Consider the following 15,650-nt stretch of genomic DNA (forward strand, 5'->3'; position numbering starts at 1 on the left):
AATCACGCCAGTTCCGTTGCTTTAGATTAACAATGCGTTAACTATCTGGAGCCAGAAAGCCCGGGAAACTGATTTTTGGTCCGACCAATTCAGTGATAAACACGGGCAGTAACGTGTGGCGTAACCGTCACGCAGGCTTCTGATGACCTCTGGAGATCACGCTATGCAGGTCTGGCAACAAAATTACGATCCTCTCAATAATATCTGGCTCTCCAGCCTGGTGGCGGTGATCCCGATTGTGTTCTTTTTCTTCGCACTGATTAAGCTCAAGCTGAAGGGCTATCAGGCGGGCACTGCAACGGTGGTGATAGCGCTACTGGTGGCGTTGCTGTTGTACGGCATGCCGGTGGGACAGGCGCTGGCCTCGGTGGCGTATGGGTTTCTTTATGGTTTGTGGCCAATTGCCTGGATCATTGTCGCTGCGGTCTTTGTCTACAAAATCTCGGTTAAAACCGGCCAGTTCGATATCATTCGTGCCTCGATCCTGTCGATCACCCCTGACCAGCGTTTGCAGATGCTGATTGTCGGCTTCTCTTTTGGCGCTTTCCTCGAAGGGGCGGCGGGTTTTGGCGCACCGGTGGCGATCACCGCAGCCTTGTTGGTGGGGTTGGGCTTCAATCCGTTATATGCTGCCGGGCTGTGCTTGATCGTCAATACCGCGCCGGTGGCATTTGGCGCGATGGGGATTCCGATTATCGTTGCCGGGCAGGTGACCGGGCTGGACAGCTTTCATATCGGACAGATGGCCGGACGTCAGTTGCCATTCCTGACCATCATCGTGCTGTTCTGGATCATGGCGATCATGGATGGCTGGCGTGGAGTGAAAGAAACCTGGCCTGCGGTGATGGTGGCGGGGGGATCGTTTGCCATTGCGCAGTTCCTCAGTTCTAACTTCCTTGGCCCGGAATTGCCGGACATCATTTCGTCACTGGCTTCCCTGATTTGCCTGACCTTGTTCCTGCGCCGCTGGAAGCCGGTCCGTATTTTCCGTTTTAACGACATGGGCGCTTCCATAGTGGATCAGGATCTGTCGCGCCAGCGCTATAGCGCCGCTCAGGTGATCCGTGCATGGATGCCGTTCCTGTTCCTCACGGCAACCGTGACGCTGTGGAGCATTCCGCCGTTCAAAGCGTTGTTCGCCAAAGGCGGGGCGCTGTATGACTGGGTGTTTACCGTGCCGGTGCCGCTGCTGCACGAGCTGGTGGCACGTATGCCGCCGGTGGTGGCAAATGCCACGCCGTACCCGGCGCTGTTCAAGTTTGATGTGGTGTCAGCAACCGGCACCGCGATTCTGGTGGCGGCGGTGCTGTCGGTGCTGTGGTTACGTATGAAGCCAAAAGCGGCGATTGAGACCTTCGGCGAAACCTTGAAAGAACTGGCGCTGCCGATTTACTCGATTGGTATGGTGCTGGCCTTTGCCTTCATCTCCAACTATTCCGGTCTTTCCGCCACTTTAGCCCTGGCGCTGGCCCATACCGGTGATGCATTCACCTTTTTCTCACCGTTCCTCGGCTGGCTGGGCGTGTTCCTCACCGGCTCGGATACCTCCTCCAATGCGTTGTTTGCGGCACTCCAGGCCACCACCGCGCAGCAGATTGGCGTATCGGATGTGCTGCTGGTGGCGGCCAACACCACCGGTGGCGTAACGGGTAAGATGATTTCACCGCAGTCGATCGCCATTGCCTGTGCGGCCGTGGGCCTGGTGGGCAAAGAGTCGGATCTGTTCCGTTTTACCGTCAAACATAGCCTGATTTTTACCTGTATGGTCGGCGTGATCACCACGCTTCAGGCGTATGTCCTAACCTGGATGATTCCATGACTGAAAACACGCCGCGCTTAGCGGATACGTTGCGGGCGCGGCTGCGCGCCTGGATTGATGAGCATCAGTTGCAACCCGGTATGCGTTTACCGGCGGAGCGGCAGCTGGCGGCGGAATTCGGCGTCTCACGATCGTCGTTGCGCGAGGCGATTCAGCAACTTATCAGCAGCGGCGTGTTAATCAGCCGACGGGGCGGCGGCACCTGGCTGCGCCAGCCGCAGGAGCCGTGGTCAGAGCAACGTATCGTCGAACCGATTCGTCAGTTACTGGCCGCCGACCCGGATTATCGCTATGACATCCTCGAAGCGCGCCACGCCATCGAAGCCAGCACCGCCTGGCACGCGGCGTTACGCGCCACCGAGGCAGATAAAGAGAAGCTGCAATACGCCTTTGACGCCACGCTGAAACTGAAAGAGAGCGACGACCCCGACCTGGCGGCTCAGGCGGATGTGCGCTTCCATCTCGCCATCGCCGAAGCCTCGCACAACGTGGTGTTGTTGCAGACCATGCGAGGTTTCTTCGATCTGCTGCAATCCTCGGTGATGCAAAGCCGTCAGCGCATGTACACCCAACCGGTGATTTTTGACCGCCTGACTGAACAGCATCAGGCGCTGCTGAACGCCATTCTGGCGGGCGATGCCGAAGCCGCACGCCTGGCGGCAATGGACCACCTCGGGTTTGTGCACACCACGCTAAAAACCCTGCATGAAGATGAAGCGCGACAGGCGCGCATTACCCGCCTGCCGGGCCATGACCTGGATAAACGCAAGGAAAAACCCTGATGATCATTTCTGCTGCAAGTGACTACCGCGCCGCGGCGCAACGTATTCTGCCGCCATTCCTGTTTCATTACATTGACGGGGGAGCTTATGCGGAGCATACGTTGCAGCGCAACGTGGCGGATCTTGCTGATGTGGCGTTGCGTCAGCGCGTGCTGAAAAACATGTCCGATCTCAGCCTTGAGACCAAATTGTTTAATGAAACCTTATCGATGCCGGTGGCGCTGGCACCGGTTGGTCTGTGCGGCATGTACGCGCGGCGCGGCGAGGTACAGGCGGCGCGTGCTGCGGCGCTGAAAGGTATCCCCTTTACCCTGTCGACGGTGTCGGTGTGCCCAATTGAAGAGGTGGCTCCGACGATTAACCGCCCGATGTGGTTCCAGTTGTATGTGCTGCGCGATCGCGGGTTTATGCGTAACGCCCTGGAGCGCGCCAAAGCGGCGGGGTGCTCAACGCTGGTATTCACCGTGGATATGCCGACACCGGGCGCGCGCTACCGCGATGCGCATTCCGGTATGAGCGGCCCGCATGCTGCGCTGCGTCGTTACTGGCAGGCGGCGACCCATCCGCAATGGGCGTGGGATGTGGGTCTGCATGGTCGCCCGCACGATCTCGGTAATATCTCCACTTATCTCGGTAAACCCACCGGGCTGGAAGATTATATTGGCTGGCTGGCGAACAACTTTGATCCGTCGATCTCATGGCAGGATCTGGAGTGGATCCGCGAATTCTGGGATGGTCCGATGGTGATCAAGGGCATCCTCGATCCGGAAGATGCCCGCGATGCGGTGCGCTTTGGGGCCGACGGGATCGTGGTATCGAATCACGGTGGGCGTCAGTTGGATGGTGTGCTGTCATCGGCGCGTGCGTTACCGGCTATTGCCGACGCGGTGAAGGGCGATATCACCATTCTGGCTGACAGCGGCATTCGTAACGGTCTGGATGTGGTGCGCATGATCGCCCTGGGTGCCGACAGCGTGCTGCTTGGACGTGCATTCCTTTATGCCCTCGCCACCCACGGTCAACGTGGGGTGGAAAACCTGCTGAATCTTATCGAGAAAGAGATGAAGGTGGCGATGACGCTGACCGGAGCGAAAACTATCGCCGATATCACGCGAGATTCGCTGGTGCAGGCCAATGCGTTGTTGTCCGAGGCGGGGTTGGCCCCGGCGCGTCCGCGTGCGGTGAGTTGATCCGTCAGAGTGAAGGGGGGTTAGCTATACTTACTCCCTGTCTGATTAACCGGAGGAATGACATGACCATTCACAAGAAAGGATCTGCCCATTGGGAAGGTGACATCAAAGGGAAAGGCACCGTAAGCACCGAGAGCGGCGTACTGAGCAATCAGCCTTATGGCTTCAATACGCGCTTTGAAGGCGCAAAAGGGACCAATCCGGAAGAGTTGATTGGTGCTGCGCACGCCGCCTGTTTTTCCATGGCGCTGTCGCTGATGCTGGGTCAGGCGGGACATCCGCCGGAAAGCATTGATACCACTGCGGATGTGTCGCTGGACAAAAAAGGCGAGGGATTTGCCATCACGAAAATCGCGCTGACCAGCAGCGTGACGTTGCCAGGCATTGATAACGCGAGATTTGATGAGATTATTCAGCAGGCGAAAGCCGGTTGCCCGGTTTCCCAGGTATTGAATGCCGAGATCACTCTCGACTACACGCTGAATAATTGATCGCCTCAATGGCAGACCAGAGCTAGAATCGATGATGCGCTTACGGGCGCATCGTTGCTTTCTGCTGATCGGGAGGAGACTTGGCAAAATATCTGGCTGCGAAAAAACACTGGAAAATGGTTTTGGTGTTGCTGTGTATTTGCGGTGCGCTGCTATTGATTCGCTGGGCGGCGATGATATGGGCTTAAAGGATTGGATCAGCCGACATAAGCTGGGTGTGCTGGTGATGGTGATTCTGGCCCTGGAGCTGGTGCATTACCTGCTGACCGCCAGTTGGCTACCCTGGCAACTGGGCTAAGATTCTCAGGCGTATTCGTTGTCAGGGCGCGCCGTACGGATGTTACTGCGGGCGATACGATAGGCTTTGCGCGGGTCCCCCACCACAAATTCAAAGGTCGGCGAGTAATAAAACGGCAGCCAGCCACCATAGCCGCTCTCCCACTCCCAGCGCACCGGGCACGGCCAGAGAATGCCATCATACAAAATGTAATAAACCCAGCGTCCGTTAGGACGGCGGGGGCGAGTTGTTTTCATGGGAGTCACAACAGTAATAGTGTAAATCTGCTTATATTTTGAACGCTAAACCCGGCGCTTGCAACGCCAGTGGCGTAATTTATCTGCACCTGATTGCCTTGCTGGTAGCAAATTAACGGTGTACCTCGCCGCAAATCAGGACCACGTTAGGGCGCACTTTATGAATGCGTGCCGCCATCTGCTCACAGGCCACTTTGGTCGGATAAATGTATTCCGACACTGGCAACGCGTCACAGGCATCATGTCCACACGCGCTCACTAACAATACAAAACCAATCAGCATGGTTTGGCTCCTGATACACATTTTCTCTGGCACGGAAAGTGTGGCTGTTTGTTCCCTTTTAACGATCCAGTATAGCCAAACGAAACGGGAGCGGGTTATCACCCTGAGCGGCTTTTTTTTTGCCCTAACGACCGGATTATACCTGGGCCGGTGCACAACATCAGCGCATTCTGAGCTAAACTGTGCGGCCCTGGAAAAATGAGAAGTGAGTAACACATGTCGATTGAAATTGCCCATCCGGCCAGCAGCCCGAAACAAGCCGCTCTGCAACTGGTGATTGAACTGGTGCGCGCCGGAAAACTTAGCCCGCTGCACGGCGACGCCTCGAATATGATTTCCATCTACGAACAGTTTAAAAACCACTTCGAAGCGGAAAAAGAGTAACGGCGCGATACCCGAAAAGTCCGCGCGATAAATCGCGCCGCTACGGAATGGGAGTCGCCCTGTAGCGGCACGATTTATCGCGCGTCTACCCGGCGTAATACCAGACCGGCAGAATCGCGATCAGGTTATTTAGCGTGTGCAGGAACACCGGCAGTGCCAGGCTGTTGCTGCGCAGGCGTGCATAGCACAGCAGCAGTGAGAACAGTGTCAGTGCCACAATGGTTTCCCAATGCACGTATTGGGTATGCATGGCGGCGAACAGCAGCGAGGTCAGCAACATGCAGGCAAAGCGGCTTTTCGGTGCCCACAGCAGGAACCCCTGCAACAGAAAACCGCGAAACAACACCTCTTCAAATACCGGAGCCAGCAACACCGCCGTCAGCAACAGGATCAGCATCGAGCTGCGCCCCTGCTGCGTTTGCGCCACCAACCATCCTTCCGGTTGCATAAACTGCGTTTGTGCCGCCATCAAAATGAATAACGCGCCAATAAACAACAGGGTCTGACCGGGACGGAGATAGCCGAGCGGGATGTCATTACGACGCTGGCAATAGAAGCGGTACAGTGGATAGATCACCGCAAATTCGAACAGACAAAGTACCGGCACCAGCAAACCGTCATTACGCAGCACGCCGTAGTTAGGAAACAGCGTAATCAGCATGGTAACGAGGTAATAAACCACAAAGCTGCCAACGTAAAACAGCGTCAACGTGACTTTGTCGGATTGGGTGTCCATAGGCGACTCAGCGAGCAGAGGAAATCGCATAGTAGCAATGGCGATGATCGCTGTCGAGGGCGCGGTGGGGAGATTTCTGCTGCTCAAATATTCTGCCATTGGGCTAAATCTGGCGCGCGCCGCGCCGATAATCGAAAAAATCATTACAGGGTACAGTTGCGTGATGAATGCGACCTGCATCCTCTTTTTTGCAGTCTGTTTTTTTCGCGAGCATTGCGCATGAATTCTGAGTCTCACTGGTTTGCCAGGGCCAACAGGGAAGCACTTACGGTACGCGTGACACGGCGTAGCCTGCGTACGCTCACCGCATTGCTGTTTGGTGTGCTGGTGCTCTCAATGGTGATGGTGATGGCGATTGCCCATCATCAAAATAATGTTTCCATCGAACATGACGAGATGCTGCTACGCCAGGCGTGGCATGCCCGTCAGCAGGAGATGTTGATCGATGTGCGCGATTACGCCTTCTGGGGGGAGGGCTATAAAAACCTGCATCTTCAGCTCAACAAGGTCTGGGCGTTTGATGAAGAGAACCTTGGCGCGAACCTGTACAAGGAGTACCACTACGAAGGGGTGTTTGTGGTTGATGGCGCGGGTCAGACGCGTTACGCGATCATCAATGGTGAGATGGTAGACACTCCGCTGGAAAGCTGGCTGGGCGCACAAACCGCCACGCTGTTGACAGTAACGCGCAAATTAGGGCACGAAGCAATTGCCCGTAACGTGCAGATATTTGGCCAGCCCGCTTTGGTCGTCTCTGCTCCGATTACTCCAGGTAAAGTCCCCAATTTACCCACTCTCCCCGGCCCGCCATCGGTGCTGGTATTTGTGAATATTTTTACCCCGGCGAAACTTCAGGCGATGGGCAAAGCGATGGATGTCATCAATCCACATGCCCCCACCAGCAGTGATGATGCGCAGGATGAGCCCCGGTTGGTGGAGACGACTGTGGGGGGGGAACCGGTGGTGATTCGCTGGCAGGCCAAGTCCCCAGGTATGGGGTTGATTTGGTTACTGCTGCCGCTGCTGGTGTTGATGGCGCTGACCATTGCGCTGGTGACCCGTCGGGTGGTGCGTCATGCGTTATATAACGCGGTCCTGTCCGATCGCCGTTTTGAAATGCTCACCATCAGCCAGCGCGAACTGGCCGACAGTGAGGAGCGTTTTCGCGATCTGGCTGAAGCGGCATCCGACTGGATCTGGGAAACGGATGACCAGGGGCGTTTATGCTACCTTTCCGCGCGGTTTACCGAGGTCACCGGGCATGAGGTGAAACGCTGGCTTGGCCGTCATCTTGATCATCTGCTCAGTCATCCCAGCCATTCACTGGTGACCTGGTTGATGCGCCAGGGGGAAGATGTCCCCCGCGTGCCGTTGCGTTGTCAGTTTATGTCGGCAACCGGTGAACGGCGCATTGGGCAACTGATGGCAAAAACCATTCGGCGCAATGGCTTGCGGTCCGGCTTCCGTGGCACCGTGTCGGATATCACCTATGAAGTGGACGCACAGGCGCGTATTCAGTTTCTGTCACGTCACGACATGCTGACTGGTCTGGCAAATCGCATGCAGTTGCAGGAGTTTCTTACCTCACATCTCAACCAGGCGACGGATGATGATCCGTTGATTGTTATCAGTCTCGATCTTGATCAGTTCAAGCCCATCAACGACACCTGGGGACACACGGTAGGGGATGCGGTCCTGAACCAGATTTCCCAACGGTTGCAAAGTCTGATGGGCGCGCATGAACTGGCTGCGCGCCTGGGAGGCGACGAGTTTATTTTGGTGATGCGTGAGGCATCTCGCGCCGGGGTTGAGTATCGTTGCCGTGCGCTGCAACGTGCGATCCACCAGCCGGTGCTGAGTGGTTCACACCAGCTCAGCCTGACGGCCAGCATGGGGATCGTCTGTGCGCCGCAGGATGCCAGCCATCCAGAGGCGTTGCTACGCCTGGCGGATATTGCGCTGGGGCAGGCACGCGCTGCCGGGCGTAATCAATGGGTGTGGTACTCCAATGAGATGGCGAGTCATTTGCAATCGAAGCGTGAAATGGTACAGGCGATTGAAGTCGCGCTCGCCAGTGAGGCCTTCAGCCTGCATTATCAACCACGTTATCAGTTGCAAAATGGTCAGTTGGCCGGTGCTGAAGCCTTGATTCGCTGGCAGGTGGCTGAGGACAAATGGATCACCCCTGACCGTTTTATTCCGCTCGCCGAAGAGAATGGTTTGATCAATGCCATCAGTGATTGGGTGCTGATGCGCGCCTGTACTGATGCACGCGACTGGGGGGATCAACGGTACGTTTCCGTTAATATCTCGCCGGTGGAGTTTCGTGGCAGCGATCTGGTGCAGCGCGTCGCTCGGGCGCTGGAGGCCAGCGGTTTACCGGCGACCCGGCTGGAGCTGGAAATCACCGAAAACATCACTTTTGAGCACCCGGATCGCGCCCTGGAAATCATGCAGGGACTGCGCGCTCTGGGGGTACGGTTAACGGTGGATGATTTTGGTACCGGTTATGCGGCGCTGGGTTATTTGAAAACGTTCCCGTTTAACGGCCTGAAGATTGATCGCTCGTGGATGAAGGAGTTTCCTGAGTCGCCGCAGGCGCAATCGGTGGTCGCGGGGATTGTCGGGTTGGCGCGCGCGTTTGCGCTGACCATCACAGCCGAAGGGATTGAAACCGAAGCGCAACTGAACGAATTGAAAGTGTTGTCTTGCGAAGAAGGGCAGGGCTACTTTCTTGGGCGGCCGATGCCGCTGGCGGCGTTCAGAGCGCTACTGAATCAACAAGATGTTTAACGCACTTTAACGGCCACACAGGTCATCAAAATTGCAAAACCAATAAAAATTGCGAGTTCCATAATCATCACCTCAGATAAATCTTAGGTAATTTTACTCAATGGTTGCTGAAATATTGGGCAGATTGTGTGATTAATCCGAAAAAGTGCGATCGCGATCGCCTCGGGATGCGGTTTTTCTGCGATACGTCTGATGGTAATTTTTATGTTTCACAGGCACGCTTGGCAACTCTCGGGCAACCGGTTGTCTGATTATCCAGGAGGAGAAAAACGTGAAACATTATGGAAAAGCGCTGCTGGTGATGGGGTTCCTGACCCTGACTGCCTGCCAGTCGGCGAGTAAACCTGACACCGCTGCGAGCACGGCCCAGGACGCGGAAAACGATATGTGTGGCGCATCGCAGTATCAGAATTACATCGGCCAGCCTTTATCGGCCTTGCAGAAGCAACGTTTTGGCGTGCCAGTGCGCGCCATTCCGTGGAATTCTGCGGTGACGATGGACTTCAATCTGCGCCGCCTGAATTTTACCGCTGACCAAAGCGGCAAGATTGACAAGGTCTACTGCGGGTAACATCAAACCGACATCGCATTGTCATCGCGCTGTCACAGCGTCGGGCGAGGATAGCTGCGCATTACGGAGATTTCCTCGTCACTCTCGAATATGCAATGCTCGTCTTGTTTTCCCGCCTCTGGCGGGATTTTTTTATGTCTGAATGCACGAAACCGTAGCGGCGCGATGGGGTTTTATTCATGCGGTCGCGCTTCCAGCAGTTGGGCCAGTAAGTTGCGATAACTTTGCAGGCGCTGCTCATCTCCCTCAAACTCCAGTTTCGCGATCACCCGCGCGATCACCGCCTTGCTGGTCGCGGGCTGACCCGCATCCATCAGTTCGCGCATAATGGCCGCCAGCAGATCGCCCTCATGCGGCGCATGCCAGGCTGGACTGTTAAAATAATCGGTAATCGCCCGACTGGCGCTGTTGGGATGCACTCTCATGGCTGACCTCCGCAGAGACAACGATGCCCGCTGCCTGGGACAGGCAACCGCGGGGAGATTTCGGGTTAAGTCTGCATACTGCCCAGAACGGGCAGCGCCCCACCAGCGGCGGCTGGTGGTTTTTTAAACATAGTTGCGGCGTCAAAAATTGTCAGTAACCGCCAGAAATATTTTTTCACGATTTGAGCTATGGACGATTTAACAATTTTTTTTTCGGGTTTGTTTTTGCACATTAACCCGCTGTAAATCGCCCTCTGCGTAATATTTGCTGTGCGCAGAGGTAAGCTGACTAGCGGAATACTGCGTTTTTATCCCTATGCCATGTTTTGCCGTCCGGCCCTGTCAATGGATTGTTAAACTGAACCCTCATTTCAATTTTGATGTGCTCTCTCATGTTACGCTCCGTAGAACCCTGGAAAATCAATCTGATCTCGGTCTGGTTCGGCTGTTTTTTTACCGGGTTGGCGATTAGCCAGATCATCCCGTTTCTGCCGTTGTATATCGAACATCTTGGGGTGCGCGGGGATAATGCGCTGAGCTTGTGGTCAGGGTTGACCTTCAGTATCACTTTCGTGATTTCTGCGGCGGTGGCACCGCTATGGGGCAGCCTCGCCGATCGTAAAGGGCGTAAGCTGATGCTGCTGCGCGCTTCGTTCGGCATGGGCGCGGTGATTTTGTTGCAGGCATTTGTCACCCATGCCTGGCAACTGCTGCTGCTGCGCGCCCTGATGGGGTTGACCTCGGGTTATATTCCCAATGCGATGGCGCTGGTGGCAGCGCAGGTGCCGCGTGAGCGCAGCGGTTGGGCGCTGAGCAGTGTCGCAACCGGTCAGATAGGCGGGGTGATCCTTGGGCCGATGATTGGCGGTCTGCTGGCTGACTGGCTCGGTCTGCGCATGGTGTTTATCGTCACCTCGGTATTACTGATGATCAGCTTTCTGGTCACACTTTTTCTGATTAAAGAAACCGGCTATACCCCGATTGGTAAAAAAGACAAGCTGAGTGGACGCGAGGTGTTTCGTAGCCTGGAAAATCCGCGTTTGATGGTGTGCCTGTTTATCACCACGATGGTCATCCAGATGTGCAACGGGTCGGTGAACCCGATTCTGACTCTGTTTGTGCGTGAACTGGCCCCTTCTGCTGAGAACATTGCGTTTCTCAGTGGTGTGATTGCCGCACTGCCGGGTATTTCGGCGCTCATCTCGGCACCGCGCCTTGGCAAGCTCGGCGACCGCATTGGTACTCAGCGCATTCTGATCGCCACCATGATTACCTCGCTGGTGCTGCTCACCGCCATGTCATTTGTCACCAGCGCCACGCAACTTGGCGTGCTGCGTTTTCTGCTGGGCTTTGCCGATGGCGCGATGATGCCTGCGGTGCAAACGCTGTTGGTTCGCCATTCGAGTGATAATATCACCGGGCGTATTTTTGGTTATAACCAGTCGTTTATGTATTTGGGCAATGTGGCTGGCCCGCTACTGGGGGCCGCAGTTTCCGCCGCAACGGGCTATCGCTGGGTGTTCTTTGCCACTGCGATGGTGGTGCTGATTAATGTCTTGTTGCTGCGTCGTTTCTATCGCCGCCCGAAAACCACGCTGGCGCACCCGGTGAACCAGCGTGACGAGGTGGAGAAGGCTACTGACGCAGCGTCAGGGAGAAGTGCCAGCGCTGCTGAGAAAGCAAAAACTCCGGGCTGACGCTTGGACTCCAGGAGTCATCACCGCCGACCCCCATATGGAAACCATCGAGATGCAGCCAGCAACCCGCTTCTGGCTGCAACAGGTGGCGATGTGAGGTGTCGCGCAACTGCTCCAGGCTGTGCTGACTGAGCGAGAAGGCAAAGTCACCGCTTACCTGCCAACTACCGGTATCGAGCTGGCGTGTTCCGCCGCGCAGACCATTCTCTCCGGGAAAAATGTATTCGGTGCGCATCGCACTCAACGGCTGCTGCCAGCGGGAAAACTGCGCTGCCAGTTGACGATCCGGATAGTTTTCATGCGGGCCGAGTCCCAGCCAACTGACCTGCTGCGGGGCGTGGGCCAGTTGTGTGCGTAAGCCGATACGTGCTGGTGGCGGCAAGCCTGCCGTCTGTTCGACGTCCACGTCGATGGTGAGTTCGCCATTGCCGCGAATCTGATAACGCTTGCGGCTGGTAAAAATCAGCTGACCGGCAAAAAGCCACTGATGCCGCGTTTCGATCAATACACTGTGCTTCAGACTATCGATCTCCATCGCCACCAGCTGTGGCTCCAGTTGATCATAACCGGCGCGTTTCCAGCGTTCGACCCAGGCATTGGGATCCACATTAGCCGCTTCGCTGGTGCCGATATCGTTATCGATTGGCGCACGGATAAAACAATCTTCGAGCGGCGTCAGTAGGGTTTCCTCATCATTTACCAACCACTGCACCATCTCCCCACTGCGGCGGGAAAAATGCCAGCGCTGCTGCGGCAGGTACACGGCGATGAGATCATGATTGGACTCGATCTGCGGGGCCGGTTCAGGATTCGTCTGTGTCTCCAGCGGCAGGGCGGCAGGCAAGGACCATTGATGCCAGGCGACGCGTGCATCCGCTTCTGACCAGGAAGTAGCGCGTGGCTGGTGCACCGCCAGATTGAGCCTGCAATTCCCCTGCAATCCTTCTGCCGGTGGTAGATCAAAGGTCTGGCTGGCGCGTGCTGCGATATCGAGCGGCAGTTCGCCACGGGCAATGACTTGTCCCTCCTGCTCAATCGACCAGCGCAGCACTTCGTTATCGCTGTGGCGGAACAGATAATCGCTGCTGACGGTAAAACGGTACGGGTTCTGCGCATCAGGCGTGAACTGGAAAAACTGCTGTGCACGCTGGGCCTCGAACAATGCCGGATGCGGGGTGCGATCGGCAAACACCAGGCCATTCATACAGAACTGGCGATCATTCGGCGTATCGCCAAAGTCTCCGCCGTAGGCCTGCCACGGCTGGCCTTGCGCGTCATAGCGCGTCAGGCTTTGATCAACCCAATCCCAGACGAAGCCGCCCTGCAAACGCGGAAACTGGCGGAAGGCCTGCCAGTATTTGGCAAAGCCGCCAAAGCTGTTACCCATCGCGTGGGCATATTCACACAGGATCAGCGGGCGGGTTTCGCCGGGCAGGCCAATCCACTTTTTCAGTGACCATTTGGGGACAGCCGGGAAGGGCTGGTCCTGATCGACGCGTGCATACATCGGGCAAACAATATCGGTAGCGGCGGTATTGGCTCCGCCGCCTTCATATTGCACCGGGCGTGTTGGATCGCTGCTTTTTACCCAGCGATACAGCGCATCATGGGTGCTGCCGTGACCGGACTCATTGCCCAGCGACCAGATAATGATGCAGGGGTGATTACGGTCACGCTGCACCATGCGGGTGACGCGTTCGCTGTAAGCGGCAAACCAGCGCGGATCGTCAGAGAGTCGATTCATCGGCTGCATGCCGTGGGTTTCGATATTGGCCTCATCGACCACGTACAAACCATATTCATCGCACAGGCGATACCACAGCGGGTGATTAGGGTAATGGGCGCAGCGCACCGCATTGAAGTTATGACGCTTCATCAGCTCGATATCACGACGCATGCTGGCTTCATCCACCACCTGACCCTTTTCCGGGTGATGTTCGTGACGGTTAACACCGCGAATCAGCAACGGCTGACCATTCAGGCATAACAGGCCATTTTCAATCGCCACGCGACGGAAACCGACATCGTATGCTTCCGCTTCCAGCAGATTGCCTTGATCATCCAGCAGCGAAACCACCGCACGGTATAAATGCGGCGTTTCGGCGCTCCATAACCTGGGGTGATTAACGGGCAAAACCAGCAAAGCGCGTTCCGGGTAGTGGCCGCGTTCGTCAATTATGGCGCTGCCGGGCGTTTGTTGGTGTTCGCCGATCAGCGTTTCCCCCTGCCACAGGCTCAGACGCAGTTGGCAGGGCTTGAGATGCTGGATCTTTACGCTGACACGCAAATCCGCACGGATATATTCCGGGCTGAGTTGCGTTTCGATCTGCACGTCAGCCAACTGTGTCTCGGGTTTATGCAGCAGGGTGACGTCACGAAAAATGCCGCTCATACGCCACATATCCTGATCTTCCAGGTAGCTGCCATCGCACCAGCGCAGCACCATCACGGCCAGCCGGTTACTGCCTGCTTGCAACGCGGCGCTGAGATCGAATTCGGCCGGTAAGCGACTGTCCTGCGAATATCCTATCCAGTGGCCATTGCACCACACAAAGAAGGCGGAGTTTACGCCATCAAAGATAATGCGCGTCTGGCCCTGCTGTAGCCAGGTATCGTCAACATTAAATGTGAGCGAGTAACATCCGGTGGGGTTATTCGCCGGAACCAACGGCGGATTGACCGGAATAGGATATTGCACGTTGGTGTAAATGGGGGCGTCATAACCGTGTAATTGCCAGTTTGCGGGGACGGGAAGGGTGCCGGCATCCGGGAGATCCTGCAACAGCCAGCTTTGTGGCACCGCTTCTGGCTGGCTGAAATAACTGAATGTCCATTGACCGTTCAGACAGCGACGGGAAGGCGAAGGCCGATTGTCGCGGGCGGCCTGCTCGTCACGCCAACTGGCAAAAGGGGGATGCGCATCCAGTCGGTTCAGGCTGGTGATCACCGGGTTTTCCCAGTCGCGCCGCGCCAGGATTTCATTCAGGGAAACAGAGACAGATGTCATATTAGGATCTCATTAATTGTAATGCGCTCACATTGCGTTAAATTGCGCCAACTGTAAAGCGCTGCTACCTGCTATCGGGCAGGAATTTTTATCGCTTTTATTACGTCTTTGTCGGTTTTCTCCTGGCGTAGTGCCAGTAAATTGTTAAGCATGGTGAGCAGAGATGAATAGCGCCGGGTTGCGGAGAATTCTGTATTGTCGGGCGCGCTGGCGACTCATACACTCAGCGCGATTTATCCATCCTGAGGTAATTATGGTCCGTATTGTTAAAATCGCAGCCGTTGTGGCATTGGTGACCGCGCTGAGCGGTTGTATTTTCCCGCCTCCGGGTGGCGGTGGTGGTTGGGGCGGCGGTGGCGGCGGTTGGGGTGGCCACGGTGGCGGTCCGGGTCGCGGATTTATGGGGCCATAAGCCATTAACCTCCCGGGTTAATGGCTGCTATAGCGCGCGAAACGTTTCACAAAAGCATTATTTATCAGAGAAACGTTTCGCCGCTTAATAATAAAATCCTGCATCAAGTTTTCTTTCCCGCCTTTTTTAACTGAGTTAACAGGATCGCATAAAAATCCCTGTTGTTTTATTCTGCTCAATGCTAACGTCAGCATTTCCCTCAACTAATTGAGTTGGTCGCATGAAAAATCTGATTGCGGAACTCCTGCTTAAGCTGGCTGAAAAAGAAGAAGAGTCTAAAGAATTAGTGGTCCAGGTTGAGGCGCTGGAAATTGTGGTTACGGCCTTGTTACGCAAACTTGAGCCGGAACAATTAAAAGGGATTACTTTGGGTATTGAAAACGCGATGGCACCGGCAACCGAGCCAGAAACGTCTTCCGATGCCCTGTTGCTACGTAATTACGTTGAAAAACTGCTTAACCATCCCCGCATATGATTTTCTCAACGCCTGTGATCGCCACAGGCGTTTTTCATTATATTTATTTCT

The 15,650-nt window shown here is 55.7% G+C and carries 17 protein-coding genes; 12 read left to right on the forward strand and 5 right to left on the reverse strand.

What is annotated here, in order from left to right:
• Positions 1–163: 163 nt before the first annotated feature.
• From lldP to yniD, 5 genes are all read left to right on the forward strand, one after another.
• A complete protein-coding gene (gene lldP / locus AC6I8N_RS04690; RefSeq protein ID WP_021185914.1) occupies positions 164–1,819 on the forward strand; it encodes an L-lactate permease in 1,656 nt (551 codons plus the stop codon).
• Complete coding sequence (gene lldR / locus AC6I8N_RS04695; protein WP_013508051.1) at positions 1,816–2,601, forward strand: transcriptional regulator LldR; 786 nt, start codon at positions 1,816–1,818, stop codon at positions 2,599–2,601. The genes lldP and lldR overlap by 4 nt, the downstream gene beginning before the upstream one ends.
• A complete protein-coding gene (gene lldD, locus AC6I8N_RS04700; protein ID WP_021185913.1) occupies positions 2,601–3,791 on the forward strand; it encodes an FMN-dependent L-lactate dehydrogenase LldD in 1,191 nt (396 codons plus the stop codon). The genes lldR and lldD overlap by 1 nt, the downstream gene beginning before the upstream one ends.
• A gap of 62 nt (positions 3,792–3,853) precedes the next feature.
• Complete coding sequence (locus AC6I8N_RS04705; RefSeq protein WP_021185912.1) at positions 3,854–4,282, forward strand: OsmC family protein; 429 nt, start codon at positions 3,854–3,856, stop codon at positions 4,280–4,282.
• 80 nt (positions 4,283–4,362) lie between these two features.
• Entirely contained in the window at positions 4,363–4,470 is a 108-nt protein-coding gene (gene yniD, locus AC6I8N_RS04710) for a small membrane protein YniD (RefSeq protein ID WP_223300457.1), read from the forward strand.
• A 115-nt stretch (positions 4,471–4,585) separates the two neighbouring features.
• Here yniD and AC6I8N_RS04715 read toward each other — a convergent pair whose 3' ends face one another.
• Both AC6I8N_RS04715 and AC6I8N_RS04720 read right to left on the reverse strand, forming a co-directional pair.
• Positions 4,586–4,816 carry a hypothetical protein gene (locus AC6I8N_RS04715; RefSeq protein ID WP_036627577.1) on the reverse strand — a complete coding sequence of 77 codons (231 nt, stop codon included), beginning with the start codon at positions 4,814–4,816 and terminating at the stop codon, positions 4,586–4,588.
• Between the two features lie 112 nt (positions 4,817–4,928).
• On the reverse strand, positions 4,929–5,099 hold the full coding sequence (locus AC6I8N_RS04720; protein WP_021185909.1) for a hypothetical protein: 171 nt from the start codon (positions 5,097–5,099) through the stop codon (positions 4,929–4,931).
• 216 nt (positions 5,100–5,315) lie between these two features.
• Here AC6I8N_RS04720 and AC6I8N_RS04725 point away from each other — a divergent pair, with 216 nt between their 5' ends.
• On the forward strand, positions 5,316–5,483 hold the full coding sequence (locus AC6I8N_RS04725; protein WP_013508057.1) for a hypothetical protein: 168 nt from the start codon (positions 5,316–5,318) through the stop codon (positions 5,481–5,483).
• An 85-nt stretch (positions 5,484–5,568) separates the two neighbouring features.
• Here the strand turns inward: AC6I8N_RS04725 and AC6I8N_RS04730 are convergent, their stop codons facing one another.
• The gene (locus AC6I8N_RS04730) at positions 5,569–6,219 is read right to left on the reverse strand and encodes a CPBP family intramembrane glutamic endopeptidase (RefSeq protein ID WP_021185908.1); all 651 of its coding nucleotides are present in this window, start codon (positions 6,217–6,219) and stop codon (positions 5,569–5,571) included.
• A gap of 37 nt (positions 6,220–6,256) precedes the next feature.
• Here AC6I8N_RS04730 and AC6I8N_RS04735 point away from each other — a divergent pair, with 37 nt between their 5' ends.
• The 3 genes from AC6I8N_RS04735 to AC6I8N_RS04745 all read left to right on the forward strand — a co-directional run bounded on the left by AC6I8N_RS04735 (position 6,257) and on the right by AC6I8N_RS04745 (position 9,583).
• The gene (locus tag AC6I8N_RS04735) at positions 6,257–6,442 is read left to right on the forward strand and encodes a hypothetical protein (RefSeq protein ID WP_497830144.1); all 186 of its coding nucleotides are present in this window, start codon (positions 6,257–6,259) and stop codon (positions 6,440–6,442) included.
• Positions 6,439–9,012, forward strand: a complete 2,574-nt coding sequence (locus AC6I8N_RS04740) for a bifunctional diguanylate cyclase/phosphodiesterase (RefSeq protein WP_497830145.1) — start codon at positions 6,439–6,441, stop codon at positions 9,010–9,012. The genes AC6I8N_RS04735 and AC6I8N_RS04740 overlap by 4 nt, the downstream gene beginning before the upstream one ends.
• A 271-nt stretch (positions 9,013–9,283) precedes the next feature.
• Positions 9,284–9,583: an I78 family peptidase inhibitor gene (locus AC6I8N_RS04745; RefSeq protein ID WP_497830146.1), complete on the forward strand. Its 300-nt coding sequence runs from the start codon at positions 9,284–9,286 to the stop codon at positions 9,581–9,583.
• Between the two features lie 173 nt (positions 9,584–9,756).
• Here the strand turns inward: AC6I8N_RS04745 and AC6I8N_RS04750 are convergent, their stop codons facing one another.
• Positions 9,757–10,008 carry a biofilm development regulator YmgB/AriR family protein gene (locus tag AC6I8N_RS04750; RefSeq protein WP_021185904.1) on the reverse strand — a complete coding sequence of 84 codons (252 nt, stop codon included), beginning with the start codon at positions 10,006–10,008 and terminating at the stop codon, positions 9,757–9,759.
• A 392-nt stretch (positions 10,009–10,400) separates the two neighbouring features.
• On the opposite strand from AC6I8N_RS04750, the gene AC6I8N_RS04755 reads away from it, so the two are divergent.
• The gene (locus AC6I8N_RS04755; protein WP_208724928.1) at positions 10,401–11,705 is read left to right on the forward strand and encodes a multidrug efflux MFS transporter; all 1,305 of its coding nucleotides are present in this window, start codon (positions 10,401–10,403) and stop codon (positions 11,703–11,705) included.
• Here the strand turns inward: AC6I8N_RS04755 and AC6I8N_RS04760 are convergent.
• Positions 11,644–14,712 carry a beta-galactosidase gene (locus AC6I8N_RS04760; RefSeq protein ID WP_497830147.1) on the reverse strand — a complete coding sequence of 1,023 codons (3,069 nt, stop codon included), beginning with the start codon at positions 14,710–14,712 and terminating at the stop codon, positions 11,644–11,646. The genes AC6I8N_RS04755 and AC6I8N_RS04760 overlap by 62 nt on opposite strands.
• A 253-nt stretch (positions 14,713–14,965) precedes the next feature.
• On the opposite strand from AC6I8N_RS04760, the gene AC6I8N_RS04765 reads away from it, so the two are divergent.
• Together AC6I8N_RS04765 and iraP are read left to right on the forward strand one after the other, a co-directional pair.
• Complete coding sequence (locus tag AC6I8N_RS04765) at positions 14,966–15,124, forward strand: hypothetical protein (protein ID WP_021185903.1); 159 nt, start codon at positions 14,966–14,968, stop codon at positions 15,122–15,124.
• Positions 15,125–15,344: 220 nt separating this feature from the next.
• On the forward strand, positions 15,345–15,599 hold the full coding sequence (gene iraP / locus AC6I8N_RS04770; protein ID WP_497830148.1) for an anti-adapter protein IraP: 255 nt from the start codon (positions 15,345–15,347) through the stop codon (positions 15,597–15,599).
• Positions 15,600–15,650 lie beyond the last annotated feature (51 nt).

It is taken from the genome of Pantoea sp. X-Soil-TKNS-1279, assembly GCF_059730565.1.

Bases quoted from the DNA above. Each gene is read 5' to 3' on its own strand.
- lldP (WP_021185914.1), top strand. From the start codon at position 164: ATGCAGGTCTGGCAACAAAATTACGATCCTCTCAATAATATCTGGCTC.
- lldR (WP_013508051.1), top strand. From the start codon at position 1,816: ATGACTGAAAACACGCCGCGCTTAGCGGATACGTTGCGGGCGCGGCTG.
- lldD (WP_021185913.1), top strand. From the start codon at position 2,601: ATGATCATTTCTGCTGCAAGTGACTACCGCGCCGCGGCGCAACGTATT.
- AC6I8N_RS04705 (WP_021185912.1), top strand. From the start codon at position 3,854: ATGACCATTCACAAGAAAGGATCTGCCCATTGGGAAGGTGACATCAAA.
- AC6I8N_RS04715 (WP_036627577.1), bottom strand. From the start codon at position 4,816: ATGAAAACAACTCGCCCCCGCCGTCCTAACGGACGCTGGGTTTATTAC.
- AC6I8N_RS04720 (WP_021185909.1), bottom strand. From the start codon at position 5,099: ATGCTGATTGGTTTTGTATTGTTAGTGAGCGCGTGTGGACATGATGCC.
- AC6I8N_RS04725 (WP_013508057.1), top strand. From the start codon at position 5,316: ATGTCGATTGAAATTGCCCATCCGGCCAGCAGCCCGAAACAAGCCGCT.
- AC6I8N_RS04730 (WP_021185908.1), bottom strand. From the start codon at position 6,219: ATGGACACCCAATCCGACAAAGTCACGTTGACGCTGTTTTACGTTGGC.
- AC6I8N_RS04735 (WP_497830144.1), top strand. From the start codon at position 6,257: ATGGCGATGATCGCTGTCGAGGGCGCGGTGGGGAGATTTCTGCTGCTC.
- AC6I8N_RS04740 (WP_497830145.1), top strand. From the start codon at position 6,439: ATGAATTCTGAGTCTCACTGGTTTGCCAGGGCCAACAGGGAAGCACTT.
- AC6I8N_RS04750 (WP_021185904.1), bottom strand. From the start codon at position 10,008: ATGAGAGTGCATCCCAACAGCGCCAGTCGGGCGATTACCGATTATTTT.
- AC6I8N_RS04755 (WP_208724928.1), top strand. From the start codon at position 10,401: ATGTTACGCTCCGTAGAACCCTGGAAAATCAATCTGATCTCGGTCTGG.
- AC6I8N_RS04760 (WP_497830147.1), bottom strand. From the start codon at position 14,712: ATGACATCTGTCTCTGTTTCCCTGAATGAAATCCTGGCGCGGCGCGAC.
- AC6I8N_RS04765 (WP_021185903.1), top strand. From the start codon at position 14,966: ATGGTCCGTATTGTTAAAATCGCAGCCGTTGTGGCATTGGTGACCGCG.
- iraP (WP_497830148.1), top strand. From the start codon at position 15,345: ATGAAAAATCTGATTGCGGAACTCCTGCTTAAGCTGGCTGAAAAAGAA.